Raw genomic sequence first — 24,572 nt, 5'->3', positions numbered from 1 at the left:
GGCCGTGCGGTTAGGTCGTTGTGTAATTGAACTGTAGGGGTTGGGCGATAGAGGCATTAACTGTTGCTGGAAATTTGTCAGTGTTGGTGCAAGCGGTCTATGTACTCGCCATATTGCTTATTTATCTTAGGATTGCAAGGTTTTAAAAATGAAGATTTTGACTGTATTTGGCACACGACCGGAGGCCATCAAAATGGCGCCAGTCGTTAAAGCACTGGCTGCTGATTCTGCATTTGATGCGCGTGTATGTGTGACGGGCCAGCACCGCCAAATGCTGGATCAGGTTCTGGATATTTTTTCCATCAAACCTGATTTTGACTTGAACCTGATGAAGCCAGGTCAGGACCTGTATGACATCACCAGCAATGTGCTGTTAGGCATGCGTGATGTATACAAGCAATGGCAACCAGACATGATTTTGGTTCATGGCGATACGACTACCACCATGGCCGCAGCTTTGTCGGCCTACTACGCCAAGATCAAGGTTGGGCACGTAGAGGCCGGCCTGCGTACTCATAATAAGTACTCGCCTTGGCCAGAAGAAATGAACCGTCGCCAAGCAGGCGTACTAGCTGATGTGCACTTTGCTCCGACCGAGCAATCACAATCGCATTTGCTGCGTGAAGGTGTGGAGCCCAAGACGGTACACATCACGGGCAATACTGTCATCGATGCGCTGCTGGATGTAGCCGCACGCGTTCGCCAGGACTCGGAACTGCGCAGCCGTTTTGAGGCTCAGTTCTCTTTTATCAATCCAGCCAAACGCTTGGTTCTAGTGACGGGGCATCGTCGCGAAAACTTTGGCTCTGGCTTTGAAAACATCTGCCTGGCCTTGCGCCAGATTGCCTCCCGTGGCGATGTGCAGGTGGTGTATCCAGTGCACTTGAATCCAAATGTTCAGGAACCAGTACGTCGTATCTTATCCGACGTTTCCGATGTTCATTTGATCGAACCACTGGATTATTTGCCCTTTGTTTACCTGATGGATCGTTGTGACCTTCTGGTCACTGACTCCGGGGGCATTCAGGAAGAAGCGCCTTCTTTGGGCAAACCGGTATTGGTGATGCGTGACACGACCGAGCGCCCTGAAGCCGTGGATGCAGGAACTGTGCGTTTGGTGGGCACAGAAACACAAGCCATTGTCAGCGCTGCCACGCAGCTGCTGGATGACGCTGCTGAATATGAGCGTATGGCACGGGCGCACAACCCTTATGGGGACGGCAAAGCCGCCACCCGCATTAGTGAAATTTTAAAAACCTTGATCTCTTGATTCGGAAGACCAGCATGTTTGAAACTCTCTCCATGATCGGCTTGGGCTATATCGGCCTGCCTACTGCAACATTATTTGCCTCACGCCGCAAAAAGGTCATTGGCGTTGATGTGAACGCTTACGCGGTTGACACGATCAATCAAGGCCGTATTCATATTGTTGAACCTGAACTGGATATGCTGGTGCAGGCCGCCGTGCACGGTGGTTACTTGCGCGCTACTCTGACCCCGGAACCTGCTGACGCGTTTCTGATCGCCGTCCCGACCCCCTTCCTGGAAGGCAATAAGCCTGACTTGAGCTATATCGCCGACGCAGCCAAAGCCATTGCGCCAGTGCTGGCCAAAGGCAATCTGGTTATTCTGGAGTCGACGTCCCCTGTTGGTACGACCGAGCAATTGGCGCAGTGGCTGGCTGAAGCTCGTCCTGATCTGAGCTTTCCTCAGCAAGCGGGCGAGGAGGCTGATATTCAGGTGGCCTACTGCCCAGAGCGTGTTTTGCCTGGTCGCGTAGTGCATGAGCTGGTTAGCAATGACCGTGTTATTGGTGGCATGACTCAAAAAGCTACCGAGATGGCAATTGAGCTGTACCGAATTTTTGTGGAAGGTGCCTTGGTACCAACCAATGCTCGCACGGCCGAAATGTGCAAACTGACAGAGAACAGCTTCCGCGACGTGAATATCGCATTTGCCAACGAGCTGTCCCTGATTTGCGATCGCTTGAATATTAATGTGTGGGAACTGATCAGCCTGGCTAACCGTCACCCACGCGTTAATATTTTGCAGCCTGGTGCCGGGGTGGGTGGTCACTGCATCGCCGTGGATCCTTGGTTCATCGTGGACAAGACGCCTGAAGAGGCTCGCATTGTGCGCTTGGCTCGCGAGATTAACGACTACAAACCTGAGTGGGTTGTAGAGAAAGTTAAAGCCGCTATTGCAGGTGTTTTGTCGTTGCGTCCTGATGCGCGTATGGCTGACATCAAAGTGGCATGCCTGGGCCTGGCCTTCAAACCCGATATTGATGATTTGCGTGAAAGCCCTGCTGTTGGTGTTGCTAAGAAGATTGCGAGCCTGGGTTGCAAGGTCCAAGCCGTAGAACCCAATATCGGCGAATTGCCTTCCAAGTTGCAAGGTACTGGTATTGAACTGTCTGCTTTGGGTAGTGCAATGGCTGACGCCGATATCGTTTGTGTTCTTGTCAAACACCGTCCATTCATTGAACAAATGGCTGAGATTCGAAAACATGTCCATTGCATTGATGTAGTGGGGTTGTTTGCCGAATAAGTTTTATATGGTTGATATTTGAATGTCGTGACATTTTTTATGTTTTTGACGTTTATGATTAAAAAAATTCTGTTTTGAGTACCAGCCTTCTTGATCGCATTATTAGTAAGTAATGCAGTGTAGGGGAGGCAATTGAACTGCAGCTTTATTTAAAGTATTCGGTTTGTGTTCCTGTTCTTTTGAACGATGGCGTTTGGGCGAATTTTTCTTGGTTCATGGGCTGAGAGATAGGCGATGATGCAAATGTTAAAGAAATTATTTGGGTTGAAAGAAAGAGAAGAGATACCGCTAAAAAAGAATAGTGTGTATTTTGATTTTTTTGTGGATGGTGCTTCCGAAGTGACGGTTAGCATTTTGACTGCCGTTAAACGTATAAAGGGAAGAGGAGGGGACTTAAAGAAGGCTGCGGTTGCTCATTTTGAGTTTTATGATGAGAAGGGCGCTCGTGTCGAAGTTGCTGGTAATGCTTTGTCGGTTAGCTCGGCGATTGGTACATATAAATATTTAGAATTAAATGAAAGCGAAGATGTATCCACAGATATTGATCTAAATGTGGGTGCAGGAGTGAAATCAATTAGGTTAGGGCTGCGTGGATGGGATAAAAATATTTCTGTTGTTTTAAGAAAAAAACCAACAGCTAAGTTAACAAAGAACAAAGTATTGGAAATTGACTCTGTTGATGAAAGAAAGCAGGTAGAGTTAAATGTTTATGGATACAAACCTGTAGAGAGTGAAAGACTAAGTAGAAAACCGAAGGTTTTCGATATTTTGATTAAAGAATTGAGTTGTCAACGAAAAGCTCTTGTGAAAATATTTTCTTTTGTTGAGGAAAAATTTTCTAAATCAGATAGGCTAAAAAATTCTGCGCTAGTTTCTTTTGAATATTTAGATGCGAAGAATTGCGTTTTGATGCCCGATGAGGGGTTGGCAATCAGTCCTGCTGTTGGGCCGTATAAGTATTTATCTGCTAATCCGGGGAAAATAGCTGAAACTATTGTTGAGCTTAGTATTCCGAAAAAATGTTCTACTGTCAGAATATCGCTTGTCTCTTGGTCAAATGAGGTAGATGTTTATTTGAAGGATGAGCCGTATATTGACTTGATCCAAGAGGATGGGGGAGAGCGAGTAACAGTTCAAGGGCGTATTGATGAAATCTTTGAAAGGGCTGCAGCTAGTAAGGGGTTGGTATTCCTATACACCACGGCTCCGTTGATGGGGCATACGTCACTTGGACTGCGCCCGAATCGCCTTGCTAGAGAGTATGCAAAACTTGGATATTGCGTAGTGTTTTTTCCTTTTGGGAAAGTGCAGGAAAACGAGATTAGGTATCAAGATGATATTTTTCAATTTAATCGAGAGATTATCGCTACTTTACTCGAAGGTGCTACAAAACTAAGGGGGATAGATATTTTATTTATTTGTAGCTCTTTCCCAGATACCTCTGCCATTGCAGCCGTTGATTTCGCCAAAATGTACGGCTGGAAAACTCTGTATGAAGTTAGAGATGAAATGGAGGAGTTTAATCGGGTTGGGTATTCTGTGTGGTACCGATCTCGTTTGGAGGCATATATGTCTCAACGAGTCGATAGAATTATTACTGTTAGTCCATCCTTGCGCGACAAAATGATTGTTTTGGGGGCAGACCCTGCAACTTCGTTAGTGATACCTAATGCGGTTGAGGAAGGGTTTATTCAAAAGGCAGAAGATATTAGGCGTGGTCGTATAGGTGAGCATGGTGGCCAGCTTTCTAAAAAGGTAGGGTATATAGGGCATTTAACTCCGTCATGGTTTGATTGGCCTTGGGTTATTGCTGCCGCTAGGGCTCTTCCTCATATTGATTTTGAAATTATTGGCCATGGCGCACCGGAAGGTTTACCTTTTGTAGAAAATCTAAAAATCCTGGGGCCAAAAACACACGATGAGTTTTTGGATATTTGTAGAACATGGAAAGTTGGTTTGATTCCATTTAAGCCGTCACGCCTGACTAAAGCTGTTGATCCAAATAAGTTATTCGAATATTTGGCGGTGGGATTAACTGTTGTTAGTTCGGATATGGGGAGTGTAAATGAGAGCCCAGTTACCTATGTTTATAAAACAAAAGAGGATTTAATTAAAAAAATTAAAGATGCTCTAGATGAAAAAATAAATGACACAAAACTAGCTGATATAGAACGTTATTTGAAATCGGCTAATTGGAAAGAGCGTGCAAAATCAACATTGAATTGGGTGTTTGGTTGATATGAATATACTGAGTGTATACCCTAATTGCAGTTTGGGTGGTATGGCGACAGTTTATAAAAATAGAGTTTTATTTGATTCGCCATCTAAAAATACATTTGTTTTTAGAAATGATGCAGGAGGGCGGAGTAGCTTTGAGAAGTTGCCTGATGTGGATGTAAAAATTGTCCGTGGAGATCGCTTGGCAAATTATGTTGCATATTCTGCAAAAATTTGTAATTTTGATGAGGTGAGGATTACCTCTTTACCCAAACTAGTTAAGGCGGTCTCGGAATCAGGGGTAAGGAAAATAATTTATGAGTTCCATACATCTACAGAGAAAGTCATAGAGTCCGAAATTTCGGAATGCGATTTGCCTCTGGTTTCTGAATTTTGGGTACCTAGTGCATACTTAAGAGAAGTTGTGGTTCAGCTGCTGCCATATGAGCATCATGATAAGGTTCAAGTACGACCAAACATAGTTAATAAAAATATATTTTCCATAAAAGATGATATTGACGATGTTCGAGTATTCGAAGGTGTGCCTTTGTTATGGGTGGGGAGATTCGACAAAGGGAAAAATCCAAAGGATTTTTTAAGGATTTTAAAAATCCTTCCTGCTGAATATCAAGGTGTTTTTGTTGTAAGCCTAGAGGGGGATTCAGAAAGGACTGATGATTTTATCGCAGAAGCGTTTGCGCATGGAGTAGACGGGAGAATTAAGTTATTCATGAATTTGTCATCCGAAGAGATGGGGCGTTTATGTCAGCAGATTAGGCGCCATAATGGTGCTTATTGTAGTACGTCTTTAGGGGAGTCATTTGGCTATAGCGTTGCTGAGTGTTTAAGTGCTGGGCTTAAGGTAGTCGCTTATGATGTGGGGGCCATAGGTGAGTTTAGTGATCCTAATTTACATTTGGTCGATGTGGGTGATATGTTTGGGTTTGCGGATAAGCTCAAAAAATTGTTGTGATTTCATGATTGGGTGGTCATTATGAGTGCTTGGGACTCCTGGAAAAAAAAAATGGAAAAGAGAGTTTCCAGAAAAGAGGAAGGGGTGCCTTGGTTTGTTGAAAACAAAGTTAAATCTTATGATTTTGTAAAAGAAATTGGTATAAAGACTCCAAAGTTGTTCTATTTAATGAGGCGTCCGGAGGAGCTGTTGTCTGTTGAGTTGCCTGAAAGATTTGTTTGCAAACCCGCAACGTTGTCATCTTCTCAGGGGGTGTTGGTTTTAAAAAAAAATGTTGAGGGGGTTTACGTAAATCAGAGGGATGGGAAAGAGGTGTCTTTGGCGGAAATTGTGGCCGTGCAAAATAAATTTCGCGATAAATCAATTTCTGAATCCTCTGAGGAGTATGGGTTAATTATTGAGGAATGGGTAGCAGGAGAGGGGCAGCTAATAGATGAAATACCCTATGATTATAAGTTTTTTTGCTATGGGGATAAGGTTGTTTATGTGGCTCAATATAATAGAAATACAAGGAAAAGCTCCGTTAATTGGTTTAAAGGGGAGTTTGAGTCAGAGGGTATGGGAGGGCGAATTCTTTGCGATTGGAAATATGTAGATAAAGGTGTCGCAAGGGTTCCTGGTTGTTCCAAGGAGTTGGTTCAAACCGCTAGGAAACTTTCAAGAAGGTTAAAGACGCCGTTTGTGCGGGTGGATATGTATGCTACTGTTGATGGCCCAGTTTTTGGAGAATTTACGTTAACTCCCGGAGCTGCATATTACGGCGATATTTATCAGTATACGGATGAGTTTGATGCTTATTGTGGCCTGCTTTGGCAAGCGGAGCGAATGAATATTGATCTTGATAGCGAGATCTAAGCGAGGATCAATGACTTCTGTAATGGGCTTGGATGTTGAATAGACGCTACATTTTGCTGACAGTTGACACGGAAGCGTTGCAGGGTCGAGCTTCGAGTAACCATGTTCAACGCTTAGTTTGGGGTGAATACGCCGGTGGAACGGCCGGTGTTCGTGAAATGTGTCGGATTGGGAGTGAGTTTGGGGCTAAACACGTATTCTTTGTAGATCTTTGTGCTACTTGGGGTATGCAGGAGCAAATGTTAGATGTGGTGAGGTGGCTTGATCAGCAAGGTCAGGATGTACAGCTGCATACTCATCCAGAAACTCTACCTAAAGTTTTTTGGGATCAGTTTGGACTAAGCTCTCGTCCTAGGATGATGAATGAATACCAGAATAAGGAGCGGGCGGAATTCATTTTGCGACATTTTGGGGCGTTAATTTCAGATATTACTGGTAAAGCTATTCTGGCACATCGCGCTGGCTCATTTCGGTGGAACTCACACACCATGCGAGCTTTGCAGTCTGTTGGTATTCCTTTATCTTTTAATCAATCCATGCGTGCTGCGCTACTTGGTCGATGCCCTTTGGGAAGAGGTGATTGCTTACCCTACGCCTGGTCGAACGGAACGATTGAAGTCCCGGTAACAGAGCGTTTTACACCCGGTATGTCAGATGCCAAACCAGATCGTTGGTCCAGTCTGACCTATCCGGAGTCTTCTTATTTTCAATATGGTTCGCGGCCTACGACTTTCTGGAAGGATCCCTTGTGGTCCTTGCCTAAGGTCTCAGTGGTGTTGATGCATTCCTGGTCCTTGTTGGACCTGGATGAAAACGGTCATTTCCAGTACACCAACGACCGATTGCTGGAGGGTTACCGCCTGTTCTTGCAACGAGTTGTTAAGGATTACGACGTGATCACCACAGCGGATTTTTTAGATCTGCAGGCGCGGGGTAAAATCCGTCTTTCGCGAACAGTTAACTTAGAGCAGGTAGAAACACAGGTATGAGGGATCGCTACGCAATGATTACGGTCGACACAGAGGCGCTGCCAAAGCGGGCCTCTGACGACCATGTTAATCGTCTGATCTGGGGGCGATTTCCAAAGGGTACGGCCGGGGTGGCCGAAATGTGCAAGATCGGTGACGAGTTCGGCGTCAAGCATGTGTTCTTTACGGACTTGTGCGGGGCTTACTCCCGTCTTGACGAGCTGAAAGAAGTGGTGCGTTGGCTGGATGAGCAAGGCCAAGATGTACAACTGCATACCCACCCGGAGTACTTGCCCGACAGCTTCTGGAAAGAGCATGGTTTGTCGAACCGTCCGCAGTATATGAACCAGTACACCGAGCAGGCCCGTGCAGAGTTTGTGTTCAGGCACTTTGCAGGTGTGATGTCCGAGGTAACAGGCAAGCCGGTTCTGGCTCATCGGGCGGGTTCATTCCGCTGGAATGCGGATACGATTCGTGCTTTGAAGGCAGTGGGCATTCCTCTATCCTTCAATAACTCTGTATGCGCTGTCCACAATAATCAGTGCGTTTACAGCAAACCCACAAATAATCCTTTTGTTTGGTCCAACGGCGTGATCGAAGTGCCTACGACCGAGAAGCGGATTTTAGGTAAGGTAGGCAAGCCTGAATGGTGGGCTCGCCTTACTTACCCAGAGTCCAGCTATTTCCGCTTCCGCCCCTGGTGGGGGCAGTTGTTGTTGAATACGCTTAGCGGCAACCCTTCATTTGCGGTTTTCTTGCTGCATTCCTGGTCCTTGTTGTTCTGGGACGAGAACGGTCTGGGTGAATATCGTGACGATAGCCGTATGGAGGGGTATCGCAAATTGCTGGCTCGTCTGACTAAGGACTATGACGTGATTACGACGGCAGAGTTTCTGGATTTAAAGGCTCGCGGGAAAATTGTTGTGCCTGATACGGTGGACTTGTCATTGGCAGAGCTGAAGGCAGAACCGGACAATAAAATTCAGAAAAAGGCCTGAGGAACATGTTCTTTAAGTTATGGCGTGGGCTGGTGCGCGAGCCTTGGATGGCTTTGAGCCGGCGTTTGACCTTGTTTACTGTGCGTCGGCAAACCCGACGCGGTCAGCGTCGCCAGACACCTTACGAACCTGTGCCAGGACGTTTGCTGTATGTGCCGGCTAGTGCCTTGCCTTATCACATCAGTGGCTACACTACCCGAACCCATGAGATTATCCGCGCCATGCAAGCGGCAGGCGGGGATATCTGCGTGCTGACTCGTCCTGGCTATCCATGGGATCGTAAAGACAGACTGGTGGATGCCGAGCAGGATGAAACTTTGGTGGATGGGGTGCGTTACGCACATGCTCGCAGTCCTTCCAACAAGCGCCCCGTCATGCAGTTCGCCATAGAAGCTGCCGCCTCCATTGCTCAGGAAGCCATCAAGCAGCGCGTTGCTGTCATTCATGCTGCCTCCAATCACGTCAATGCCTTGCCAGCCTTGATCGCCGCACGTCAGTTAGGCATTCCGTTCCAATATGAAATGCGTGGTTTGTGGGAGCTGAGCCGAGCCTCCCGCATGCCGGAGTTCCGTGACTCGCAGGGCTTCAAGCAGGGTCTGGAGCTGGAAGGTCTGGTTGCCAGTCAGGCAGACCGGCTGTTTGTGATTTCCGAGCAGTTGGGGCAGTACGCTCGCGAGCATTGGAATGTTGACCCGGCACGCATGGGCCTGATGCCCAATTGTGTCGACCCCTCGCGCTTTACCCCTGGCGCTGCCCAGGATGTGCAGCCCAACACGATTGTTTATGCTGGCTCCCTGATTGTTTATGAAGGGCTGGATGTCTTGATCGACGCCGTGGCGGATCTGGCTGGCCGTGGCAAGGATGTGACCCTGACCATTATTGGAGATGGGGAGGCGCGCGCTCAGTTGCAGGCTCAGGTGCAAAGTCTGGGTATGGAAAAGCATGTGCTGTTTGCTGGTCGGGTCTCGCCTGAGGAGGCTCGCGCCTTACAGGCCAAGGCCGCGCTGGTATGTATTCCTCGTCGTCCCTTTGAGGTGTGCCGTATTGTGCCCCCCATCAAGCTGGTTGAGGCGATGGCGATGGGCAAGCCTGTTCTGGTGCCGGATTTGCCGGTGTTTCAAGACGAAGTTGGGCCATGTCGTTCGGTGCGTTTTTTTAAAGCAGGGGATGTGCAGGACTTGGCTCGTGTGCTGGAGGAAACGTTTCAGGCTGGTCCGGAAGTGTTGGCCCAGGATGGTGCCTTGGCACGTGAAGAGGCCACGCAGCGTCGTAGTTGGGCTGACTTTGTGGTGCATGCTTTGCCGGCCGGGGCTAATTCATGATTGGTCGCGCAATCCGGGCTTTGGGGGCGCGCATCTACACGCACCCAACCGTCAGTGAAGACGGCAAGCCCGCGGGGCAGTTTGGGCAATTGAAAGTAGCCTTGGTCTCGGACTACTTCACTGCAGACTGCCTGTCAGCCGAATGCTCTATCCGTATTCTTAACCCGCGCAATTACGAGGAGGTCATCTCCTCCTGGAAGCCTGATCTGCTTTTTGTGGAGTCCGTGTTTCATGGGCTGGGTGGCGCGTGGCGCTACGAGCTGGCCAAGCAGTCGCGACTGATCCGTTTGCGTACGCCTCGCACGATTTACAAGCTGGTGCAGTTCGCTAAGGATCAGGGTGTGCCCACGGTGTTCTGGAACAAGGACGACGGGGCGTATTTCGAGCACTTCATTGATGTGGCCAAGGCCTTTGATTATGTGTTCACCACGGACAGTGATTGCCTGCCGCGCTATCGCGCTCGCTTGAATCCTGATGTGCCTGTGAACACCCTGAGCATGCCGTATCAGCCTGCGTTTCATAACTTCACGGGCTTTGATTTCACACGCAAGGAAGGGTGTTTTACGGGTAGTTATTACCGCCGTATCCTGAGTGAACGTAGGCGTTTTCTGGACATGATTTTCGGGGCCTGTGAGGATGCGCAGATGCAGCTTAATGCCTACGACAGAAATCACGACAGATTGTCCCGGCATATCGAATTCCGCTTTCCGCGCTCGACGCATGTGCAGGTTCATGGTCAGGTTCCGCACCGCGAGACGGGGCGTATCTACAAAGAACATGTGATGTGCCTGAACGTGAACTCGGTCACGGATTCTGACACCATGTGCTCGCGCCGCTTGCTGGAGATTCTGGCCAGTGGGGGCATTGCGGTGACTAATCCCGGTCGTGCGGTGGATCGTTATTTCCGTGACTTCTGCCACGTGGTGCATTCCCGTGAGCAGGCCACTGAGTTGTTTGCACGTCTGCGCCAGGGCCCCACGGCACAGGATTGCGAGCGTGCGGCGGCGGGGGCGGCGTATGTGCGTCAGTTCCACACCTGGGAGCATCGCCTCCAGGAGCTGGCTGATGTGGTCGGCTTCTAGGGTGCGCTTGTTTCCATGATTGTGAGCATTTTTGCGTACCTGATTCAGGCGCTGTTCTTGTTGGTTGTGGGGGCCTTTGCCCTGTACGTGGTTCTGGAACTGCGGGTACTGCTGATCTCGCGACGGGTGGAGCGTCGTAAGCTAAGCGAGCTGGTGCAGACGTCCGCCTCCTTGCAGCAGGATTGGTATCCCAAGGTCAGCGTTTTATTACCGATTTATAACGAGGCCGCTGTTGTCGAGCGTTTGATCGATGCGGCTTGTCGTCTGGATTATCCGGTGTCCGCGCTGGAAATTCTGGTGCTGGACGACTCAACAGACAAGACTGCGCTGTTGGCCCAGAACAAGGTGGATCAGTGTGCTCGGCAAGGTGTGCCCATTCGCCGCATTCAGCGTGCTGATCGTGCAGGCTACAAGGCCGGGAATCTGGTGCATGGCATTCAGCATTCCCAGGGCGAGTTTTTTGCGATCTTCGATGCGGACTTCTTGCCGCCTGCCGATTTTCTGCAGAAAACGATCCCTCCTTTCAAGGACGAGAAGCTGGGGTTTTTGCAGACGGGTATTGGCTATGAGAACCGCGACCATTCTTTTCTGACCCGTTTTCAGGCCATGGAGATGGGCCACCAGCAGTATGTGACGGTGGGGCTGAGTGAAGATGGGGACATGGCCTCGCTAAGTGGCAGTTCCTGTGTCTGGCGACGCGCTTGCGTGGAAGCCCTGGGGGGCTGGAATGCCTCTACCATTACCGAGGACGTGGACCTGGGCTATCGAGCCCAGTTTGGTGACTGGAAATACGCTTATTTGCGCGATGTGGTGTCCATGTCCACTTTGCCCGAGAACATCAGCGCGTTCCGTGTGCAGCGGGAGCGCTGGGGGCGGGGGCTGATTCATAGTGCCTTCAAGCATCTGGGGCAGATGTGGCAGCAGGACATGCCCTTGATGAAACGCATGCATGCGTTTTCCATGATGTTTTCATCGGTCATGCTGGCGTCGATTTATGCCTTGATCTTGCTAAGCCTGCCGCTGAATTATTTGCTGAATTTTGATCATGTCGTCTTGCAGTGGGGCGCGCCGCTATTCTTTTTGCTGGTCGCTGTCTGGGCGTTGAATAATGCTTTTGGTGCCCGCAAGGGAGCACGTTTTGATGACAGGCCGGGCGTGTTGGGTACCTTGTGGCATACCTACTTGTATGTCGCCATGTTCCCACCCATGGCTTGGTATTATTTTGTCGGTGGTGTGCGAGCCGCCTTCAAGGTCTACGGGGAATTTAATCGTACCCCCAAAGGGGAGGGCGAGAAGGTGGCTAGACAGCCCCGCATCAATCTTTATTTGCTGATTGGTGAGGTGTTCACTTTCCTGTATTCGGCATTGGCCCTGTATGTGGCCATACGCATGGGCAATTACTTGTTGATTCCTTTGAATGCGACGGTTTGTGTAGGCTTTGGCATGGTTTTGTACTGGTCCTTCCAAGAAAGGAGAGCGCGTGGGCGTAGCTGAACCAGCAGAGCAGGAACGGATTCTGATTACCGGTGCCACCAGTGCCATTGGTGGCGAGCTGGCGCTTTACTACGCCAAGCCCGGTACAAAGCTGACTTTGCATGGTCGCAATGCTGCGATTCTGGAGCCTCTGGCTGAGCGCTGCCGACAGGCGGGTGCGCAGGTACAGACGCATCAGATGGATTTGCGTGATCTGGATGCCTTGCATGACTGGTTGTCGCAATGCGCAGCCTTTGATTTGGTCATCGTGAATGCGGGTATGAATATCCATGTAGGTCCCAATGGCGAGCCGGAGGCCTGGGAAGATACCGAGCTGCTGCTGGATATCAATGTGAAGGCCTCGCTGCGAGTCGTGCAATCTGTGCTGCCCGCCATGCGGGCGAAAGGGCGCGGTCAGATCGCCTTGATGAGCTCCTTGGCCGCTTACTTTGGTCTGCCCACCACGCCGTCTTATAGCGCCAGCAAGGCGGCGGTCAAAGCTTATGGTGAAGGTCTGCGTGGTTGGCTGGCTCCGGAAGGAATCAAGGTTAATGTGGTGATGCCAGGCTACGTTAGCTCGCCCATGTGCGATGCCATGCCGGGCCCCAAACCGTTTCTGTGGACCCCGCAAAGAGCAGCCAAGCGTATTGCCCGTGGCCTGAAAGCCAATAAAGCGCGTATCAGTTTTCCGTTCCCTTTGAACCTTGGTTGCTGGTTTCTCGCCGTGCTGCCCGCCCGGGTGTCTGTATTTATTCTGAGCAAGATCGGTTATGACGCTTGAGCCCGGATTCTGGACTGCAATCCTGGCTGCCGTGTCGGGACTGGCCCTGACAGTCGGTCTGGAGCGTTTTCTGCAAACAGCAGCCAGCTTGCGTCGTCCTGCAGCGGCCTGGGCCTTGCACATAGGCCTGTACGGTTTGGCATATGTCGCCCTGGTTTTTTTGCTGGGACGGCCTGTCTTTGCCACGGCCTTGCTGTGCGCTTTTTTCCTGTTGCTGGTCGTGGTCAGCAATGCCAAGTTCAAGGCCTTGCGTGAAGCTTTTGTATTTCAGGACTACGAGTATTTCACGGATGCGATTCGCCACCCTCGGCTCTACATTCCTTTTCTGGGGTGGGGGAAGTTCTTTCTGGCAGCAGCGGGTTTTATTGCCGCATTGACGATTGGCTTGTGGCTGGAAGCCGTGCCTGCCTTGCGGGCTGCCTGGACAGCGCAATGGGGAGCCTTGGCGCTGCTGGCTGTGCTGAGTCTGGGCTTGCTGCTTTGGGGCAATAGTGCGCGTTTGATGGTGCAGATTGCACCGGAGCAGGACGTGCAGGCCTTGGGGTTGTTAGCCAGCTTCTGGCGTTACTGGCAGCAAGGGCGAGAGCGCCCCAGCTTGTCCTCCCCTTTTGAAAATGCTGCCCCAACGTCTGCGTCTGTTTTGTCCGGTGCGGATTCCTCCGGGGATCTGCCTCATCTGGTTTCCGTGCAAAGCGAGTCCTTCTTTGATGCCCGGCGAATTTCTGATGGAATTCGGCCAGAGATTCTGGCGGAGTTTGACCGCTTCAAAGCCGAAGCAGTTGCCAGCGGATACTTGCAGGTCCCGGCTTGGGGGGCGAACACCGTGCGCTCGGAGTTTTCCTTCTTAAGCGGTATTGAAAACAGCGCTTTGGGCGTGCACCGCTTCAACCCCTATCGTGCAGTATGTGCGGGATGGTCTGTGGCGACTTTGGCTTCCTGGTTGAAGCAGCAAGGTTATCGCACGATTTGTATTCACCCTTATCCCGCCAGCTTTTATCAGCGCAACCGTGTGTTTCCGCTGTTTGGGTTTGATGAGTTTCTGGACATCAAGGCTTTTGCTGATGTGGAACGCACCGGCCCTTATATTGGCGATTTGGCGGTGGCGGATAAAGTCGCCAGTGTGCTGGAGCAGGCTACAGGGCCGGTATTCACTCATGTGATTACGATGGAGAATCACGGGCCTTTGCATCTGGAAAAGGTTGCAGTGGGTGATGTCGAGGCCTTGTACCATCAGCCACCTCCGCAAGGTTGTGAAGACTTGACGATTTACTTGCGCCATATCCGCAATGCCGATGCCATGCTGACACGTCTGCGCGGAGCCTTGATCTCGTCGGACAGGCCTGCCAGCCTGTGCTGGTATGGCGACCACGTTCCCATCATGCCTTCGGTCTACGCGGCGCTGGGTACTCCTTGTGGGGATGTGGATTACTTTATCTGGAACTCCGCAGGGAGCCAGACAAAAACGCCGCATCGGGATGCGGCGATTCATGACCTGGCGCGGGAGTGGATGTGTTTTAGCGGAGTGCTGCGTAATTAGGTGCTGCGTCTGCTGGAATCCCGACAAACCTATTGTGAGCGTTAGTATTAGTCAACAACATTATCTGCCAGGCTGTTATGCTTTACTGCATCGCTATTGCCCCTGTATTAAATAGGAGAAACGATAGAATCGACTCTGAGACACTTTTGTTGACAACAGTATTGTTGTAGGTGCTAATTCAAGGGGAGAGATGTGTTATTCCGATAGTTGTAGCGAGTAATGGACAGCAGCGAACTGGAGTAAGGACAGCCGGTATGCAACCTCAACAAACTCATTTCATCAACTTACTGGCATTTGGCCTATGCCTGGGGCATACTTTTTTGCTCAGACTCCGTATCCAATAGAGTCCATCGAATCGAGTGCGGTTAAGGGAAATAATCTGTTAGTGAATATACGATTGACATCGGCTATACACCCATCACGATGAACTGATACTGCCCTGTCGTTGTCAACTCATTAAGTAGTCCAAGCACATGCTAAATCAACCGGCTATATTCGAGTGCGGAGTGTAATAATAAGTAAGGAAATTATTCACTATTGCAATTAATGACGGTTTCGATTCTAGCCGGTTGTAGGAGTATGAGGGACCTGACAAGGATGGAAAATATAGTTGCGAAGGAGATCGGATACTGTATCCGGAATATCAGCCATATCAAAGCTTAAGGGCCTGTTCCCAGTGTAATAATCAGAATAAAAACCCACTTCTGTGGGTTTTTATTCTGATTGCTGGGCTAGCGGGACAACACTATCTGGTGATGATGAGGTTCGCTGACACGGTGGGGGGCGGTGAGAAGCATTATGCTCTGTGTGGAGGCGCCCATTTCAGAGGCTTGGCGTTATAAGGCGACGAGTGGTTGGACGAGTGAAATATCTAAGGTCCGTGTGTATATCTTGGTTCTGCCAAATAAGCCTTCCACTTCGAGCACAGATGTCAGTTTGCTCGAACTCGAAAAATGCTTAAGGTCAAGAGCGAGTAGGGTGTTAGTTCCCCAGTCAAATTGCTTTTGTGTGCCTAATAGCTGATCGGAGACGAGCCAACGAATAATGTATGAGCCGTATTGTCGAAGAGGGAAGATGCATATTAGTTTATGGTCAAAAAGGTAGTATTCCGGGCCGCTATCCCTTAGTTCGTAGCTAGTTTGGGGGTTAAGCCAGAGAGGGGGGCGTGGTGCTTTGTATCCAAGGCACTTATGTACCAGAGGGTGCCTGTCGGACACAACGTCGTTAACGGCCTCAATAACGATGTCTTTGCTGGGTCCGGCATGCCCATTTCCAAAATGGCCTATGTGAACTAAAGTATTTCCAGATAGAAAATTCTGGTCATTTATTTTTTCCATCGTTGCCGCTTGGAAATATTTTTTCATATGACGGAATATGTGAGGTATGTCGGTATCATTTATGAAATAAACAATTTTTCCTTTACCCCTCTTATGCTGAGCCTCGCCGGAAACTCCAATCTTTGCGATAGCTTTCTCCAGGTTTTCGTGAGTAAGCATTTCATCTGAGGGGATCTCAAAGCAAGTAGATAGATATCTCTTTACCGCCCAAGCCTCGTAATTCGCTATCTTGATTTGAGGGTTCCAGGTGAACACAGAAGCATTGTCAGTGCTCAGTATTGCAAGTGTATTCAGCGCCGCGAACCCTCCTCCGCTGGCCCCGAGTAGAACTAGTCTGCACCCATAAAACTCAGCAATTAGGTCCAATAGCCGTGCAATCTGCTGCTGCAGGTCAGGTAGATATTTATTACCAGCATACCAAGCTAGGTTTAGCGTTTGATCCATGTAGAGGCTGGGGTCAGCGATTGCGATGAAGGGCACGCTACTGCTCAGCTGCTGGCTGATGCCAGTGAACTCAAAAAAGGGAGGTGATTTTTGTTGTCGGTTTGGGACTGCTCCTGCGAAAGCGATGATTACAGTGTCTTTGCGAGTGTTGTTAAAATTTTTGACAAGTAGGTCTAGAGGGAGGTCAGGGTGCCCTATGTTGATGGAGTACAATCCCTCGTGGCTGAAATTCGGGACCGCCTCTTCGACTGAGGTGAAGTGGTATATGGGCGTGTTGAGCCGCGTGTAGTTTGGAGTATCAAAAGACATAAATCTATTTTTGTAGTTGTACGGACAAGTGTGTTATGCAGAGTATCATTGATGCGGCGGTCAAGGCAGCAGGCGGGAATGTCGAGCTAGTCATTGCAAACGTGGAAGACCCCAATCTAGTGGTGTCATTTGGATGTTTTGGCGTGAAGCCGAATAGGTTTTTTTTCTATAAAACATTTGCTGCGCTTGAGAAAAACGTACTCTTTATCAATGCGCCCATTGATAATTGGTATACAGAGCCGCTGCCTTGGTTCTCGACAAATTCGATCGCCGAATCATTCGAGGGTTTTGCGAACTTAGTAAATGCTATTTGTCGTCTATATGGATTTAGCCGAGTTAGGTTGTTTGGGTTCTCGATGGGAGGTCATGGAGCCTTACTTTACTCCAGTGCAAAAAATTTTTCCGTGCCTGTTGACTGTATTGTAGTTGGTACAAACACACCGCTTAATCTTCCAAAAACCATTAGTCTTAGAAACTACCATTTAATATCTGAAGGTTACGGAGTTACAGATATATCTGATATTGATTTTGGTGTGGTCGGTAGAAAATACGCAATTGTATTTGGTGAATTTGATGTGAGTGACGCGTACTCTGGGCTGGTGCTGAGGCGGCTGCTCGGTTCAAAGACGGAAATAGGTTCTCATATTGGATCCACGCATAACATACCTGTTCACATGACGAATACTATGGGGTTGGCATATGGCATGGAAAAGCTTTTGAACCTTGATTTGGATTTTCCTGGACGAGGAAGGATTGCAGATGTTTTGACCGAGGAAGACCTTGAGCCACTTCCTTATTTTAGTCCGACCATCAACCAGCCTGAAGAAATTGCTTATATGCATGAGCTTGTCCGTCGTTACCCTCAATACGCGTTTGGGCTTAATCGTATTGGTGCCTACTTACATAATAAGGGTGATCTGAATGGCGCTTTCGAGTATTTACAAAGATCCTGGGAGATTGCTCCTAACAATGAAAATACTAATCATCATTTGTCTTTGGTCTTTGAGAAGAAGGGGCAGTTAGACTCTGCTTTTGCTCACGCATTGCTTGCAAAAAAAGCGCTGAGTAGCCCTGTCAATGTCAACCGATACGAAGCGGTGAAGAATAAAATCGTCTCATCTGTAATATATGTTTAGTATGGTTTAAGTTTAGTGTCGTTTTCTCTGTTGTGTGCGGTTTCTTTTTACTTAAAAAAATCCGCACGCTCAATATCACTGGCATTTTTAAATTAACGCTATGGTATGCTCGTTTTAGCATTCTCGCTACGGTGGCTCGGGAGACTTTTTTGTGTGCCCTGTCTCGATGTTTGAATTCAGACACAGCGTTTCGATGTCCACCCGTATCAACCATTGGCGCTATAAACGCATCACGGATGCGATTCAATTTTGTATGAATAGTGTCAACAGGGCGTAGGACGTGCGTAGGAGAGTGAGCAAGGTCAGTTCTTGAAAGCCCCTATCCAATGCCGGGTAGAGGCATCATGCTCAGTAGAAGTTTCTTTCTCTCCCGACAGCTCCTGCAAAATTCCATTCGCCAATACTTTCCCGTATTCCACCCCCCACTGATCGAAGGGGTTGATCCCCCAGATCAAGGCCTGCACAAATATCTTGTGCTCGTACAAGGCCAGCAAGGCGCCTAGCGAGAAGGGGTTCAGGCGGGGCAATACGATCAGCGTGTTAGGGCGGCCGCCCGAGTGCACGCGATGGTGGGCCAGTTCGGCAGCCTGCTCGCCCAGACCTTGTTGTTCGCACTCGGCCAGGGCTTGCTCGTAGGTCTTGCCGCGCATCAGGGCTTCGCGCTGTGCCAGGCAGTTCGCCAGCAGCAGGTTATGGTGCTCGACCTGATTGTGATCCGCCTGCTGGCACACAATAAAGTCCACAGGAGCGCCATCGCTGCCCTGGTGTAGCCACTGATAGAAGGTGTGTTGTGCATCTGTTCCGGCCAGTCCCCAGACGGCTGCGCCGGTAGCGATTCCAACCGGTTCACCGCTGGTGGTGACGGACTTGCCCAACGACTCCATATCCAGTTGCTGAATGTAGGGCACCAGATTGCCCAGGCGGAAGTCATAGGGGGAAATGTTCAGTGAGCCATAACCCAGCACACTGCGGTTGACCACGCCAGCCAGTGCCATTTGCACGGGCACGTTGGAGGCGATGGGGGCTTCCTGAAAATGCTGGTCCATGGCTGCAGCGCCTGACAGCATGCCGGCCACCACGTCACTGCTAACCGCTAAGGCCGTGGTTAAGCTGACTGCCGACCACAGGGAGAAGCGGCCACCTACCCAATCCCAGAACTGGAAGACATTTTTTTGTGGAATCCCCCAGTTGGAGGCCGTTTCAGGGCGGGCGGTGACCGCAACGATTTGTTCGTAGGGGTTGGCAACGCCAGCGGCTTGCAGCCATTCCAGGGCCCGCTGTCCGTTCTTGAGAGTCTCGGTCGTGGTGAAGGATTTGGAGGCGATCACGATCAGAGTGTCGTGAGGGTCCATGCCCGACAAGGCATGTTCCAGCGCATGGCCGTCGATATTGGCCAGAAAGCGTACGTTGCGCCAGCTGTGGCGATAGCCAAAGGCCGCCAGGGACAGGCGCACGCCCCAGTCGCTGCCACCAATACCAATATGGATTATGTTGCGCCAGCGGCGCTCGGAGTCGGCGACGCGCACGAATTCGTTCATACGCTCGCGTTCCTTGGCAACTTCCGCCGTGGGGGCGGGGGCGCGCAGGGCGCTGTGCCAGGCGGCGCGTTGTTCGGTGCCGTTGACGATGCCGCCGTTTAGCAACTGCTTGCGTGCCGTGTTGAAATGGCGGGCTGCTAAAAGAGCGGCTCCGGCTGCTTGAAGTTCCGGCGAATGCCGCTGTCCACTCAAGTCCACTTGCAAGCCTGCGGCTTTCAGGCAATGCAGGTCCAACGCGTATCGATCAGACTGGTGTGCTGCCTCGCAAAACCCGGTCCATTCTGGCAGACCGGGTAAAGGGGCGGCAGAGGGAAGGGTTTCAGCGTTCAGGGGCATGGGGTTTTGGCCTGCAGTAGACGAAACCGCCATTGTACGAGGCTTTATCGGGCTTGAGCGTCTGCCGGTAAGCGGGTTTGTCTTGGTGTTTACGAGTGCATCCGTACTAGCTGATCACCATCGTAGGGCAGCACCCATGCCTGCAAACCAGGATCGCCAGCCAGTACCCGAGCTATCTCTGGTGGCGACATCCAGGAAAAGGCTGTGGACAGGGCGTCGGCAATGGTGGCATTTCCGGCCACGACAGAGACACTGCGATACAAAGGACGGGCCTGACCATTGGCGGGGTTGAACAGATGGGTAACGGAGCCATCCCGGCTAAGTGCTGTGCCTGCTCCTGACGAGGTGCTGACTGCCTGATTGTGTACATCCAGATTCAACAAGCTGGCTGGTTCTGCTTGATCGCCTGCCAGACCGACGCGCCAGGGACGATTTCCCGGAGCCGTGCCCAGGCTGCGTATCTCGCCCATATCGACCAAAGCGTGCTCCAGGCCTGCCTGTTTCAGCTGTTCAGTGATGCGATCGGTGATGTAGCCCTGAGCAATCCCGTTCAGGGTCAGGGCCATGCTGGGGTGTTGTAGCAGGACAGTGTCACCTTGAATGTGGATGGCCTGGTAGCCGACTTGCTGCAGTGTTTGGCTAATCTCGGCGGCATCAGGGATGGAAGCTTTAGCGCTGCGTTGGGCTGCTTGGCTATACAGCTCCCAGAGCACCTGCACGGTTGGATCAAAGGCCCCGTTCGTTAATTCACTCAGGCGCTGTGATTCCAGCAGCAGCCGCGTTAAATCGCCGGGGGCTTGCTTCAGATAGCCATCGCGATTCAGGCGGCGCAAGGCGCTGTCTTGTTCATACAGACTGAATATTCGCTCCAGCCGTCGCACTTCGGACAGGGCCTGATCGATCAGGGTTTGTGCGAAAACCGGGTCGGGATGGTGAATATGCAGTTGTGCGTCCGCACCTAAAGCCACCCCTTGCCAGGAGCTGAGTGGGGTAGTGGCTGCTTGCATCGCTTTGACGGCCCAGGGCACGCAAGTCAGGGCGCTGGTCGCGGCCACGATACCGATAAAACGACGACGGGAAACAGGAGTAGAAGTCATGGCAAATACCTGGGATCAGGAAGATAGGCGTTTCAAGGCAGCGCGACCGCACCAAAGATGTAGTTCTCCGGCATCTCGGCAAAACGAACTACTTGGCCGCCATGCTGTTGCTGGAAGTCCTTGGCGGCCTGCTCCTGGCTAAAGGGCAGGGCATCGATGGTGCCCATGCCACCGGTGTAGCGGCTGTAGATCAGATACCAGGCATCTTGTGCCGGTATCCAGGCTTGGTCGGGGAACTGGCCGTCCTGATTGCGTTGGGCCATGTCTTGCACATAGGTGGCGGCAATGGCCTTGGATTCTTCAGGCAGCATGGTGTAGGCAAAGACCTCGCGTATGGTAGTGAACCAGAGCGGCGCTTCGCGTTCGCGCAGAAGGATTTGCCCTTTGGGGCCTTGATGCTCGAACAGGTACATGCCGCAGTAATGGCCTACAGCCGTTTGTGGGATCTGGACGACGGGAGGCGGCGGGGCTTGCACCTGTTCCGGTTGGCCGCAGGCAGCCAGTATCAGACCCAGGCACAGCAACAGAAGAGTGCGCAGTTTTTTCATAGTGCTTTTCTTTTGAATACCAGGCTTGCCAGACCAAAAGGCACGGCGATCCACAGCAGCAGAACGCTCATCAACACACTGGCGGGCAGACGAGCCTGCTCGCTTAAACCGGCCATGCCGGCAAACATGGCGACATTCTCGTACCCGGTCAGATTCAGCAGGCGGTACACGTCAGTGGGGTTGAACAGCAGGATGATGTTCAGCCAGGACGCGGTGATCATGGCGCCTTGATCAGCAACCAGAATACCTAGCAGGGCCATGTCATAAATCACCACGAAGAACAGCCAGATACCGATGGCCAGACCTGCCGCCGTTGCCCGCTCTCTGACCAGGGTGCTGATGAAATAGCCCATGGATAGGAAACTGGCGCCGAGCAGAACGCTGGCCCCCATCATGGCCAGAAAGGGCGTCCAGACGCTGAAGTCCAGGCCACCATGTGCCACTTGCAAGGTGATGCCTGCCAGGCCGTAGCCCACCACCGTGGACAGACTCAGGATCAGGGCATGGCCCAGGAATTTACCGACCAGAACCTGCCAGCGATGGACGGGGTAGCTCAGCAGCAAGGACATGGTGCCGCGCTCGATCTCGCCCACAATGGCGTCGTAGGACAGCAGCATGGCAATCAGCGGGATCAGGAAAATAGACAGGCTGGATAGGCTGACAACTGTGACTGTCAACGGATCTACCTTGACGCTGCCCGTGGGGGCGCTGCCCAGAAAGCCCAGAGACAAAGCCAGTGCGGCCAGCAAGAGGGTGACCGCCAGTACCCAACGATTGCGCAATCCGTCGCGCACTTCCTTTTGGATGATGATCAGGACAGGGTTCATGGCTTAGTAATCCTCGCGCTTCAAAAAGTGCGCATACAACTCGTCCAGACCGGGGGATTCCAGCTCCAGGTCGGTTAATCCTGAAATGGCATGCGCTTCGCGCAGAATCTGGATTTTTTCGGCTTCAGTGCAATGACGTTCCAGGCGATTTGCACCGATGGCATTCCAGTGCTGTGGAACAGAATCGGGGATTTGCTCCACGGTCAGGCGAATACGTACCGGCAAGCCAGCGTGTTGGCGCAATTCGGACAAGGTGCCATCGGCAATCTTGCGTCCTTGTTGCATCACGATGATGCGGTCTGCCAGACGTTCCATCTCCGCCAGAGCGTGGGTACTGAGCAGGATGGTGGCCCCGGCATCGCGCAGTTCTTGGACGATTTCGTAGAACAGCAGACGGGAGGCTGGGTCCAGTCCAGTGGTGGGCTCATCCAGTAACAGCACACGAGGTTTGCCCAATAGGGTTTGAGCCAGTGCCAAGCGTTGGCGCATGCCTTTGGAATAGGTACCCACGCGCTTGTGAGCCGCTTGTGCAATGCCGACACGTGCCAGCAAGGCCTGGTTGTCACGGGCCGGCAGCCCTTTCAGACGAGCGTAAAAAGCCAGTGTTTCGGTGCCGGTCAAGGCGGGGTGCAGGGCGACGGTTTCGGGCAAGTAACCGATATGGGCCCGTAGTCGGGCAGCCTGGGACGAACCGGCGTCATGGTCCAGCAACGTGACCTTGCCTTCGTCGGCGCGGATCAGGCCCAGAATCAGTTTGATGACAGTACTTTTGCCTGCGCCATTGTGGCCAGCCAGTACCGTGCATTGACCAGGGTAAAGCTCGAAGTTCACCGCGTTGGCGGCACGCTGCTGGCCATACAGCTTGCTGACCTTGGCCAGCGCGACAGGGGCCGTGCAGTTATTGGATGGAGTCATGATTGGCCTTGTAGCGCTCCCAGACGGGATTGTCGGGCGCACGCATCAGCGGTGCGCTATCGATGATGCCGCCGGGCAAAATGGCAGGAAATTGGGTTTGCGCCCAGCGCACAATGGAAACGGCGGGGCTGTTCAAGAGCACGCGGGCCGAAGGGGCTCGCCACACCAGTTGTTCAATCAGGCCATTGGGGCGATAAGCGGTGTCACCAATGCCGTCACCGTTCAGGTCAAAGGCGCTGTGATCGCTCCAGTAATTGCCCCGGTCCTTGCTGGACCACTCCAGGTAGCGGGTACCCACATACTTCACCTGATTCTGGTTCTGGATGAAGGCGTTTTCCGTGATCTCATTGCCCTCGGAACCGGCGGTATAGTGCACCCCGATCTGTGTGTTCTGAATCAGGTTGCCGGAGATCTTGTTGAAGTTGGCGTTGTAGAGAAAGACGCCTTTTTCGGCACCGTCCACGATATTGTCAGTAATGGTCGATTGCTGAGCGGCATTGAGCATCAAGCCTTGATGCGTGCTGTTGATGCTGATGTTTTCACGTACTGTCAGGAACTGCGAAAACATCAGGGCATAGGCAATGTCATTGCCTATGGAAACATTGCTGCTGACCTCGCTGTTATTGGTGTACATGTAGTGCACCGCATAGCGCAGCTGGGTAAAGCGGTTGTGGCTGAAAACATTGTCGCGGCTGGTATTGGAAAAAATGCCGTCGCGACCCCAAGAAATATCGTTGTACAAGATGCGTGAGCCGGGGGAGTTCCAGACGGTCACGCCATTGCCGCGCTCATTCAGACGCAGCTCTTTATTGCCTACGATGGTGTTGTGTTGCACCAGCGCGTTGTGGGGCCCCCAGACATATACCCCCACCAGATTGTCGAGGATGTCGTTGTTTTCAATCAGGGCGTTATGGGCGGGTTTATCCAGGAATATGCCTGCATCCATGTCGGGCAGGCTCAAGCCGGAATTACGCACGGTAATCTGACGTATCTGCACATCTTCCGCCTGCACCCACACCGTGCGGCCTTCACGTTCGCCCATCAATACGGCTTGCCGATTGCTGGGACCTTGAAGCGTCAAGGGCTTGTTCACGATGATGTTGCCCTGATACGTGCCGGGAGCCAGCATCAGGATGTCACCGGCTTGGGCGGCATCGATAGCGGCTTGCAGCGATGTATCGGCAGGCACTTCAATGGTGGCCGCTTGCGCAGCCAGACCACTGGCCGTAAGGGCCAGGACCGTAAGCGGCTTGAAGGCCAGCCTCAGCACCAGGGTTGGGCTGAGGCATCGTGCACGGATAGGGAGCAGGCAGAAAGGCGTCATGTCAC

The 24,572-nt window shown here is 51.4% G+C and carries 20 protein-coding genes; 13 read left to right on the top strand and 7 right to left on the bottom strand.

Annotation, left to right across the window (positions count from 1 at the left end; genetic code table 11):
* Positions 1–148: 148 nt before the first annotated feature.
* The 12 genes from wecB to NIZ92_RS17725 all read left to right on the top strand — a co-directional run bounded on the left by wecB (position 149) and on the right by NIZ92_RS17725 (position 14,756).
* Entirely contained in the window at positions 149–1,270 is a 1,122-nt protein-coding gene (gene wecB / locus NIZ92_RS17780) for a non-hydrolyzing UDP-N-acetylglucosamine 2-epimerase (protein WP_254002379.1), read from the top strand.
* Positions 1,271–1,284: 14 nt separating this feature from the next.
* On the top strand, positions 1,285–2,550 hold the full coding sequence (wecC, locus tag NIZ92_RS17775; protein WP_254002378.1) for a UDP-N-acetyl-D-mannosamine dehydrogenase: 1,266 nt from the start codon (positions 1,285–1,287) through the stop codon (positions 2,548–2,550).
* Between the two features lie 234 nt (positions 2,551–2,784).
* Positions 2,785–4,788, top strand: a complete 2,004-nt coding sequence (locus tag NIZ92_RS17770; RefSeq protein ID WP_254002377.1) for a glycosyltransferase — start codon at positions 2,785–2,787, stop codon at positions 4,786–4,788.
* Position 4,789: 1 nt separating this feature from the next.
* Positions 4,790–5,740 carry a glycosyltransferase family 4 protein gene (locus NIZ92_RS17765; RefSeq protein ID WP_254002376.1) on the top strand — a complete coding sequence of 317 codons (951 nt, stop codon included), beginning with the start codon at positions 4,790–4,792 and terminating at the stop codon, positions 5,738–5,740.
* A gap of 21 nt (positions 5,741–5,761) precedes the next feature.
* A complete protein-coding gene (locus NIZ92_RS17760) occupies positions 5,762–6,595 on the top strand; it encodes an ATP-grasp fold amidoligase family protein (RefSeq protein WP_254002375.1) in 834 nt (277 codons plus the stop codon).
* Between the two features lie 32 nt (positions 6,596–6,627).
* A complete protein-coding gene (locus tag NIZ92_RS17755) occupies positions 6,628–7,584 on the top strand; it encodes a polysaccharide deacetylase (protein WP_254002374.1) in 957 nt (318 codons plus the stop codon).
* Positions 7,581–8,561, top strand: a complete 981-nt coding sequence (locus NIZ92_RS17750) for a polysaccharide deacetylase (protein WP_088451892.1) — start codon at positions 7,581–7,583, stop codon at positions 8,559–8,561. The genes NIZ92_RS17755 and NIZ92_RS17750 overlap by 4 nt, the downstream gene beginning before the upstream one ends.
* 5 nt (positions 8,562–8,566) lie before the next feature.
* The gene (locus NIZ92_RS17745; protein WP_254002373.1) at positions 8,567–9,883 is read left to right on the top strand and encodes a glycosyltransferase family 4 protein; all 1,317 of its coding nucleotides are present in this window, start codon (positions 8,567–8,569) and stop codon (positions 9,881–9,883) included.
* Entirely contained in the window at positions 9,880–10,965 is a 1,086-nt protein-coding gene (locus NIZ92_RS17740) for a glycosyltransferase (protein WP_021447224.1), read from the top strand. Before NIZ92_RS17745 ends, NIZ92_RS17740 begins: the two co-directional genes overlap by 4 nt.
* A 15-nt stretch (positions 10,966–10,980) precedes the next feature.
* Positions 10,981–12,459, top strand: coding sequence for a glycosyltransferase (locus NIZ92_RS17735; protein WP_115634509.1), 1,479 nt, complete (start codon positions 10,981–10,983; stop codon positions 12,457–12,459).
* Positions 12,446–13,219, top strand: coding sequence for an SDR family oxidoreductase (locus NIZ92_RS17730; protein ID WP_203145385.1), 774 nt, complete (start codon positions 12,446–12,448; stop codon positions 13,217–13,219). Before NIZ92_RS17735 ends, NIZ92_RS17730 begins: the two co-directional genes overlap by 14 nt.
* Positions 13,209–14,756, top strand: a complete 1,548-nt coding sequence (locus NIZ92_RS17725; protein ID WP_254002372.1) for an LTA synthase family protein — start codon at positions 13,209–13,211, stop codon at positions 14,754–14,756. The genes NIZ92_RS17730 and NIZ92_RS17725 overlap by 11 nt, the downstream gene beginning before the upstream one ends.
* 836 nt (positions 14,757–15,592) lie before the next feature.
* Here the strand turns inward: NIZ92_RS17725 and NIZ92_RS17720 are convergent.
* On the bottom strand, positions 15,593–16,846 hold the full coding sequence (locus NIZ92_RS17720) for a hypothetical protein (RefSeq protein ID WP_254002371.1): 1,254 nt from the start codon (positions 16,844–16,846) through the stop codon (positions 15,593–15,595).
* A gap of 35 nt (positions 16,847–16,881) precedes the next feature.
* On the opposite strand from NIZ92_RS17720, the gene NIZ92_RS17715 reads away from it, so the two are divergent.
* On the top strand, positions 16,882–17,982 hold the full coding sequence (locus NIZ92_RS17715; protein ID WP_254002370.1) for a hypothetical protein: 1,101 nt from the start codon (positions 16,882–16,884) through the stop codon (positions 17,980–17,982).
* Between the two features lie 302 nt (positions 17,983–18,284).
* On the opposite strand, the gene pgi is transcribed toward NIZ92_RS17715, so the two are convergent.
* From pgi to NIZ92_RS17685, 6 genes are all read right to left on the bottom strand, one after another.
* The gene (gene pgi / locus NIZ92_RS17710) at positions 18,285–19,856 is read right to left on the bottom strand and encodes a glucose-6-phosphate isomerase (RefSeq protein ID WP_254002369.1); all 1,572 of its coding nucleotides are present in this window, start codon (positions 19,854–19,856) and stop codon (positions 18,285–18,287) included.
* Positions 19,857–19,945: 89 nt separating this feature from the next.
* Positions 19,946–20,953: an FAD:protein FMN transferase gene (locus NIZ92_RS17705; RefSeq protein ID WP_254002368.1), complete on the bottom strand. Its 1,008-nt coding sequence runs from the start codon at positions 20,951–20,953 to the stop codon at positions 19,946–19,948.
* Between the two features lie 32 nt (positions 20,954–20,985).
* Entirely contained in the window at positions 20,986–21,501 is a 516-nt protein-coding gene (locus tag NIZ92_RS17700) for a nitrous oxide reductase accessory protein NosL (protein WP_035270162.1), read from the bottom strand.
* Positions 21,498–22,328 (bottom strand): ABC transporter permease, encoded by an 831-nt coding sequence (locus NIZ92_RS17695; RefSeq protein WP_247966331.1) that lies wholly within the window; start codon positions 22,326–22,328, stop codon positions 21,498–21,500. Before NIZ92_RS17695 ends, NIZ92_RS17700 begins: the two co-directional genes overlap by 4 nt.
* Positions 22,329–22,331: 3 nt before the next feature.
* Positions 22,332–23,243, bottom strand: coding sequence for an ABC transporter ATP-binding protein (locus NIZ92_RS17690; RefSeq protein ID WP_254002367.1), 912 nt, complete (start codon positions 23,241–23,243; stop codon positions 22,332–22,334).
* Entirely contained in the window at positions 23,227–24,567 is a 1,341-nt protein-coding gene (locus tag NIZ92_RS17685; RefSeq protein WP_254002366.1) for a nitrous oxide reductase family maturation protein NosD, read from the bottom strand. Before NIZ92_RS17685 ends, NIZ92_RS17690 begins: the two co-directional genes overlap by 17 nt.
* Positions 24,568–24,572: the final 5 nt, after the last annotated feature.

Origin of the sequence: Alcaligenes sp. 1735tsa3 (assembly GCF_024134565.1) — a bacterium.
Taxonomy (GTDB): Bacteria; Pseudomonadota; Gammaproteobacteria; order Burkholderiales; family Burkholderiaceae_B; genus Alcaligenes; species Alcaligenes phenolicus.
Note: the sequence above shows the minus strand (reverse complement) of the source record. Positions and strands in the feature narration are given on the sequence as shown.